The sequence below is a fragment of the Novosphingobium lindaniclasticum LE124 genome (assembly GCF_000445125.1).
GTDB classification, from domain to species: Bacteria; Pseudomonadota; Alphaproteobacteria; order Sphingomonadales; family Sphingomonadaceae; genus Novosphingobium; species Novosphingobium lindaniclasticum.
The window spans coordinates 36,403-43,101 of record NZ_ATHL01000034.1; the positions used below are offsets into that span (position 1 = coordinate 36,403).

General features: G+C 65.3%; 6 protein-coding genes. 3 read left to right on the forward strand and 3 right to left on the reverse strand.

Annotated features, from left to right (window positions below; all coding sequences use genetic code 11):
• The first annotated feature begins 207 nt into the window (after positions 1–207).
• The gene (locus tag L284_RS28850) at positions 208–894 is read left to right on the forward strand and encodes an SDR family oxidoreductase (protein WP_021232764.1); all 687 of its coding nucleotides are present in this window, start codon (positions 208–210) and stop codon (positions 892–894) included.
• A 6-nt stretch (positions 895–900) separates the two neighbouring features.
• On the opposite strand, the gene L284_RS28855 is transcribed toward L284_RS28850, so the two are convergent.
• The gene (locus L284_RS28855) at positions 901–1,695 is read right to left on the reverse strand and encodes a sugar phosphate isomerase/epimerase family protein (RefSeq protein ID WP_021232765.1); all 795 of its coding nucleotides are present in this window, start codon (positions 1,693–1,695) and stop codon (positions 901–903) included.
• A gap of 14 nt (positions 1,696–1,709) precedes the next feature.
• Positions 1,710–2,888: an aromatic ring-hydroxylating oxygenase subunit alpha gene (locus tag L284_RS28860; protein WP_021232766.1), complete on the reverse strand. Its 1,179-nt coding sequence runs from the start codon at positions 2,886–2,888 to the stop codon at positions 1,710–1,712.
• 143 nt (positions 2,889–3,031) lie between these two features.
• Here L284_RS28860 and L284_RS28865 point away from each other — a divergent pair, with 143 nt between their 5' ends.
• Positions 3,032–4,648, forward strand: a complete 1,617-nt coding sequence (locus L284_RS28865) for an AMP-binding protein (RefSeq protein ID WP_021232767.1) — start codon at positions 3,032–3,034, stop codon at positions 4,646–4,648.
• A 145-nt stretch (positions 4,649–4,793) separates the two neighbouring features.
• On the opposite strand, the gene L284_RS28870 is transcribed toward L284_RS28865, so the two are convergent.
• The gene (locus L284_RS28870) at positions 4,794–5,588 is read right to left on the reverse strand and encodes an SDR family NAD(P)-dependent oxidoreductase (RefSeq protein ID WP_021232768.1); all 795 of its coding nucleotides are present in this window, start codon (positions 5,586–5,588) and stop codon (positions 4,794–4,796) included.
• Between the two features lie 142 nt (positions 5,589–5,730).
• Here L284_RS28870 and L284_RS28875 point away from each other — a divergent pair, with 142 nt between their 5' ends.
• Complete coding sequence (locus tag L284_RS28875) at positions 5,731–6,489, forward strand: SDR family NAD(P)-dependent oxidoreductase (protein WP_031341534.1); 759 nt, start codon at positions 5,731–5,733, stop codon at positions 6,487–6,489.
• The last annotated feature ends 210 nt before the right edge of the window (positions 6,490–6,699 follow it).

Genomic DNA, 6,699 nt, shown 5'->3' on the forward strand with positions numbered 1-6,699 from the left:
TTCGCAGCATCTTGCAGCCTGTGGTCATTGCAAGATCGCCGGCCGACGGGCATGAAAGCGGGCACCTTGCGCAATGTCCGCGCGCGGCGGCCGGTTTTCGCAGCCCTGACCCAATGGACAGGTCAGAGCGGCGGAAGCCTTTGATAGGCTTACGCGTACCGATCGATCCAAGGCCTCACCAAAGACCGTCTACAGAGAAGGAAGCGCATGGCGAACGTGGCAATTACCGGAGCAGGGCGCGGGATCGCGCTGGAACTCGTCAAGCTGCATCTGGCGAAAGGCGACCATGTGCATGCCCTTCTTCGCGACCCTGACGGCGCCGCAGAGCTGAACAAGCTCGCAGCCGAGTCCGGAGGACTCGTCACGCTCCACGCGATGGACGTGGCCGACGACGCTTCGGTCAAGGCCGGTGCCGCCCAGACCGGCGAGGGGGCGATCGATGTGCTCTACAATGTCGCGGGCGTTTCCGGCAACACCGAGACGGAGTTGGAAAGCGCCGACTTCGCCGATTGGCTGGAAGTCTTCAACACCAACGTCAATGGACCCATGCGCGTGTTCCAGGCTTTCCTGCCGCGCCTTGGATCGGGGGCGAAAGTCGTGAGCTTCGGCAGCCAGGTCGGCGCTTCGACATGGCCCTATCCGGGTTACGAGGTCTATGCGGCGTCGAAGGCCGCATTGCACCGGCTGATGCTGTCGATCGCGTTGGGCACCAAGGATCGGGGGATCATCGCGATCAGCGTCCATCCCGGCTGGGTCCAGACCCAGATGGGCGGCCCACAGGCCGACCTCACGCCGCGGGAAAGCGCCGAAGGCATCGCCGCGCTGACGAGCAGCCTGACGCCGGAAATGTCCGGCGGCTTCTACAAGTGGAACGGCGAACCCCACGCCTGGTAGGGCGGACTAAGCCAGCGTCTCCAGCCAGCCCCGCGTGGCATCGAGCACGGCTTTGGCGCGCAAGGCGGGCTGGCTGAACGCCTCCCGCAGCGCGGCGGAGCGCAGTTCGATAGAGAGCGGGATGTCCGGCGGCAAAACCCCTAGCAGTGCTGCGAGCGGCAGAGCGCCCTCTCCGCATTGCTCGCGCAAGTCCACGGCATCGGCGATCACTGCAGCGAAGTCGGCAGGATCGGGACGCAAGGCGCCAGCGTCGCAGAACTGGGCATAGGGCAGCAGAGCCCGGTCGATCGCCGCCACTTCGGCAACGGTAGTGCCGGAGCGATCGACATGGATCGGATCGACCAGTACCGCTGCCAGCGGATGGTCCACCTGTCCGATCACCCCCAGCGCTTGCTGAAGGTTTCGTACTTCGGTGAAGATGCCGAACTCCAGCGCCACCCGCATCCCCGAACCCTCGGCATGATGGCAAAGCACCGCGAGCGTTTCGGCCGTAACGCCGGGGTCGGGATGGGACGACACGCAAAGCACGTTCGCCGCGCCCAGTTCCGCGCCCACGTCGATTACCTTGCGATGATCGTCGAGCCCGGCATCGGGCTTGATCCAGACGACCTCGACATCGAGCACCGGCATCCCGGTGCGCGTCAGTGCGGCGAGAGTCTCGCGCGTGGATTGCGGCGTCCATTCCGCCGGATCGATCCAAAGGCCGACCGCATCGAACCCGGTCGCGGCTCCGGCCTCCACCACGTCCACCGCACCGAACTCGGGCAAAACCCCCGAGGCAAGCGAGAGCTTGCGCATCATGCGTCCTTTCCGCCTTACATCTGCGGTTCGGGCAGCGAGGCGTCGTCCTGCAAGTACCAGTTCAGCCATTCGTGGAAATACTGGTTGCCCCTTTCGTTGCGACCGAAGGTAAGCTCGTCATGCGCCCCGGATTCAAGGCCTTTCTGGATTTCCAGCCCGATGACGTAGTCCTCCTGGTAGGTCACGTCGCGGAAGAAGTTCATCGCCGCTTCCGCCTTTTCCCGGTCCGCTTCGTCCCGTACCGGTTCGCGCCGCAAATAGTTCAGCACCGTGCGGTTGCGATCGGGCGTCGGTCCCGGAAAAAGCTGCGCGACCTGGGTGATTTCCGGGGCGATGAAGATCGAGACGTTGGGGAAGAAGATGCGGACGAAATCGTAGCCGTAGTTCTCCTTGTTGCCCCATTCCTCGCGCGGCACATCCTTCAGCTGCTCGGCAATCGAATGCTGCGGGAAACCGATGCGGATATTGGGGCCGAAGCCCTCGTAATGCGTGCAGTTGGACGGTGTGCGCGGAAAGATCGTCTCGGGATGGAGCGACTGGAAGTGGTAGCCTTCCAGATAACCGTCGAAGGCGATCTTCCAGTTCGCCCCCTCGATGGTGCGGTTGCCCAGATAGGTCCAGTCCGCGAAGTCCAGCGCCTCGAAATCCTCCAGGAAGCCCCGAAAATGGTTGTCGAGGTCCATCGGTGCATTCGGCGTGAGGCAGACGAAGATCATGCCCGCCCGCTCCTCGCAGGGAAGCTCGCGCAGGCCCATCTCGGCCTTGTCCACTTGCCCGAAGGTGCTGGCCTCGGAAATGCCGAGCAGGCGGCCGTCCGCCGCATATGTCCAGGCATGGTACTTGCAGGTGAAGCGCGCGCAGTTGCCATGGCCCTCTGCCGCCACGGGCGCGCCGCGATGCGAGCAGACGTTGAGGAAGGCGCGGACCTGGCCTTGCCTGTCGCGGGTGATCAGCACCGGCAGGCCGACCGCCTCCATCGCCTTGTAGTCACCGGGGCCAGGCATTTCCGCCGTGAACGCCAGCATCAGCGGCACGCGCTTGAACACCAGCTCCATCTCGGCGTTGAACTGATCCTTGTCGGTGTAGCTGGCCGTGGAGACTTTGTAGGTCCGGTCCGTCTGGAAGGTCTTTCTGTTCTCGACATAGCCGAGCATGATCTCGGCGACATCGCCAATCTGCTTCACGCGGTCCACTCGGTCCTCTCCCGCATCGTTATCGCCGGCGATCCTGTGCCCCCGCGCCCATGGCGGCAACCTGCGCAAGGTGATAGGTCGGTGCAAAAGCCTTGGCACTTTGGCCAGTTGGCCACGATCCTTCGCAAGGGCAGTCACACGTTATGGAGAGGAAAGACAGTCCCTGGGCCTGGCTCGAAACGCCGCCCCCGCATCTTGCCGCCTATGCCGGAACCGGCGCCTGGGACGAGCGCACGATCGCCCAGCAGGCAGAGGCGCTGGCCGAGGCCGATCCCGACTTCGTGGCACTGATCGACGGCGCGTTCCCCGTCACCCGCGCGCAGGCACTAGCCGATGCCGAGGCGCTTTCGGCCGCCTTGCACCGTCGCGGACTGCGCGCGGGCGACGTCCTGGCCTTCCAGGTGCCGAACTGGCGCGAGGCGATGGTCATCAACCTGGCCGCCGCGATGTCCGGCTTCGTGGTCAATCCGATCGTGCCGATCTACCGCGATCACGAAGTCACGCAAATGCTGGCGGACTGCCGCGCCGCCGCGCTCTTCACGCCGTCCGTGTTCCGCAAGTTCGACTACACGGCGATGGCCGCGCGCATCGCCGCAGACCTGCCGAACCTGCGCCATGTCTTCACGGTGCGCGGAGACGGCGCCGACGACTACGCCGCGCTCGTGGAAGAAGGACGGAGCGTCCCCTTCTCCCGCCCGCGAGTCGATCCGCTGGGCGTGAAGATGGTGCTCTATACCTCCGGCACCACGGGCAGGCCGAAGGGCGTGCTGCACAGCCACGTCTCGATCGCACGGATCCTGCGCGAAAGCGGCAGGCACTGGGGCCTGAAAGCTGGTGAAGGCACGCTGATGCCCTCCCCCGTCACCCATGTCTCGGGCTATGCCAATGGGCTGGAGGCACCCTTCATCTGCGGCACCCGCACGGTGCTGATGGAAAGCTGGCATGCCGAAGCGGCGCTGGCCCTGATCGATCGGTACGCGCTGGTCGGCACGGTGGCGGCAACGCCGTTCCTGGTCGAACTGGCCGCGGCAGCGCGGGCTGCGGGCAATCCGCTACCCTCGTTCCGCTTCTTCGCCTGCGGCGGCGCGGCGGTTCCGGCCGACCTGATCCCCGCTGCCAATGCCGCCTTCGCCCGATGCCGCGCGTTCCGCGTCTTCGGCGCGTCCGAAGTGCCGCTCGTCACCTTCGGCTGGCCGCAGGACGAGGCGCTGGCCGCTGCCACCGACGGCGAAGTGGTCGATTACGAAGTCCGGATCGTCGATGACGAGGATCGCGACCTGCCGGACGGGCGGGAAGGCGAAATCCTCGCCCGCGGACCGGGCATGCTGCTGGGCTATGCCGACGCGGCGCAGACGGCCGAGGCGATCACGGCGGGAGGCTTCTTCCGTACCGGCGACCTTGGCGTGCGCTCGGCGGAAGGCGCGATCACCGTGACGGGGCGGAAAAAGGATCTGATCATCCGGGGCGGCGAGAACATCTCCGCCAAGGAGATCGAAGACGTGCTGCACAGCCACCCGCTGGTGCGAGAGGCAGCGGTCGTCGCCATGCCCCACGAGAGACTGGGTGAAGGGGTATGCGCTTACGTGATTGCGACCGAAGCGGTTTCGGAAGCGGACCTGTCCGCGCATGTCGCGGCGAGCGGCCTGGCGCGTCAGAAGATACCGGAGCGCTTCGAGTTCCGGGAGGAGCTTCCCCGCACTGCCTCCGGAAAAGTGCGCAAGGACCTGCTGCGCGAGGATGCGAGGGAAACGCGAGTGTGATAGAAACGAACGTGAAAGGCAAATCGTCCCGGACTTGATCCGGGATCGCTGCCGGTTCTTCAGGCGATAGCTCGCGGGAAGGCGCCTAGCCGAGGGTACAGCTGTGCACCGCCAGCGGTCCCATCAGGTCCGGGACGACGTATAACTAGGCCGCCGCCACCGCAGCGTCGATCTCGCTCTTCGTCGGATTGCGCCGCAAGGTCAGCCCGCCATTTACCTGAAGGTTCTCGCCGGTCATGAAGCACTCGTCGCTGGCGAGCCAGACGGCGGCGGCGGCGATGTCGTCCGAGGTGCCGATGCGGCCCAGCGGGTAGCCGGCCAGGAAAGCGTCGAACAGCCCCGGCACCTGCCTGGCCTCTGCCGTCATCGGCGTATCGGTGAGCCCCGGCGAGATCGAGTTGGCCCGCACGCCCTCGCGCCCGAACTCGTTGGCGACACAGCGGATCACATGGTCGGTGCCTGCCTTGGTGCCCATGTAGGCGGCGTGATCGTCGAGCATGATCGTGGCCGTGGCCGAGCTGATCTGGATGATCGACCCGCCGGTGCCGCCGTGGCTGCGTGCCATGCGGCGCAGCATCGACTGGAAGAAATGGAACGGCCCGACATATTGGAGCATGGTCATCGCCATCACCTCCTCATGCGTCGTGTCGAGGAAGGGCTTGAGCAGCCCCCAGCCCGTGGCGTTGAGCGCGATGTCGATGCCGCCAAGTTTCGACGCGGCGCTCTCCGCCAGCGCCTCGACGCTGGTTTCGTCGGTCAGATCGCAGGCCGCCCAGGCGCAGCCGTTGTGCGCAGCAAAGTCCTCAAGGACCGCCGTCGTGCGCCCCGAGACAAGCACGCTTGCACCTTCCGCCAGAAAGCGCCGGGCGATGTGCTGGCCCATGTTGCCTGCGCTGCTTGCACCCAGAATCACGGCGCGCTTGCCTTGCAGTCGTCCCATCGTACTCTCCCAATGCTTGGGCGGATGGCCTACCATGCCGGGGGCATGCTCGTTCCTGACCAAAATAGGAGTGGCCCCTCGCCCGCCGAGCAGCGACAACCCCTGCACAAAACAACGCGCGAAGGCAGAGGAACAGGCAGCCATGGATCTGGGACTGAAGGGCAAGAAGGTCATTCTCACCGGCGGGAGCCGCGGCATCGGCCGCGCCGCGCTGGAAATCTTCGCCGAAGAGGGCTGCGACATCGCATTCTTCTCACGCAATGCCGAGCAGGTGCGCGAAACCGCCGAGACGCTTTCCCGCCACGGCGGCACCGTGATCGGTGAGGCGCTCGACATGCTGGACCACGGCGCCTACGTCGATTGGCTCAAGTCCGCCGCCGAGCGCCTGGGGGGCTGCGACGTCTTCGTTCCCGGCGCCAGTGCGTCGGGCTCGGGTGCCACCGGCGATTGGGAAGCCTGCTTCGCCGCCGATATCAAGGGCACGGTGCTCGGCTGCGAGACCTTGCAGCCCTGGTTGGAGAAGTCCGGCACGGGCGCCATCGTCATCATGGCTTCCACCGCCGGAACCGAGACCTTCATCGTGCCCCAGGCCTATAATGCGATGAAGGCGGCGCTGATCGCGTACTCCGGCCAATTCAGCCAGATGGTCGGCCCGCTCGGCATTCGCGTGAACTGCGTCTCGCCCGGTCCGATCAAGTTCCCCGGCGGCAATTGGGAAGCCATCGGAGAGGCGATGCCGGAACTCTACCAGGCAACCGAAGCCGCCTTCGCGCTCGGCCGCTGGGGCGGACCGGAAGAAGTCGCCCGGACGATCGTCTTTCTGGCGAGCCCGGCCTCGTCCTACACCACCGGCACCAATGTCGTCGTGGACGGCGGCTATACCAAGCGAGTGCAGTTCTGATCTTCGGCGGAACCTTCTGACGGTGCCTGGCGGCGGTTCTCCCAAGAGCCGCCGTCTTTTTTCGTCATAAGCTCGGACGGAAGAACACCTTTATCTTCAATCTCGTCACCCTGAACGCGCTTCAGGGTGACGGAAAACAAAGCGGGGCGGCGCAGTCACCTAGTCATCTGAATCTAAAGTTCGCCACATAATGTGCGTTCTGCGGTCTGG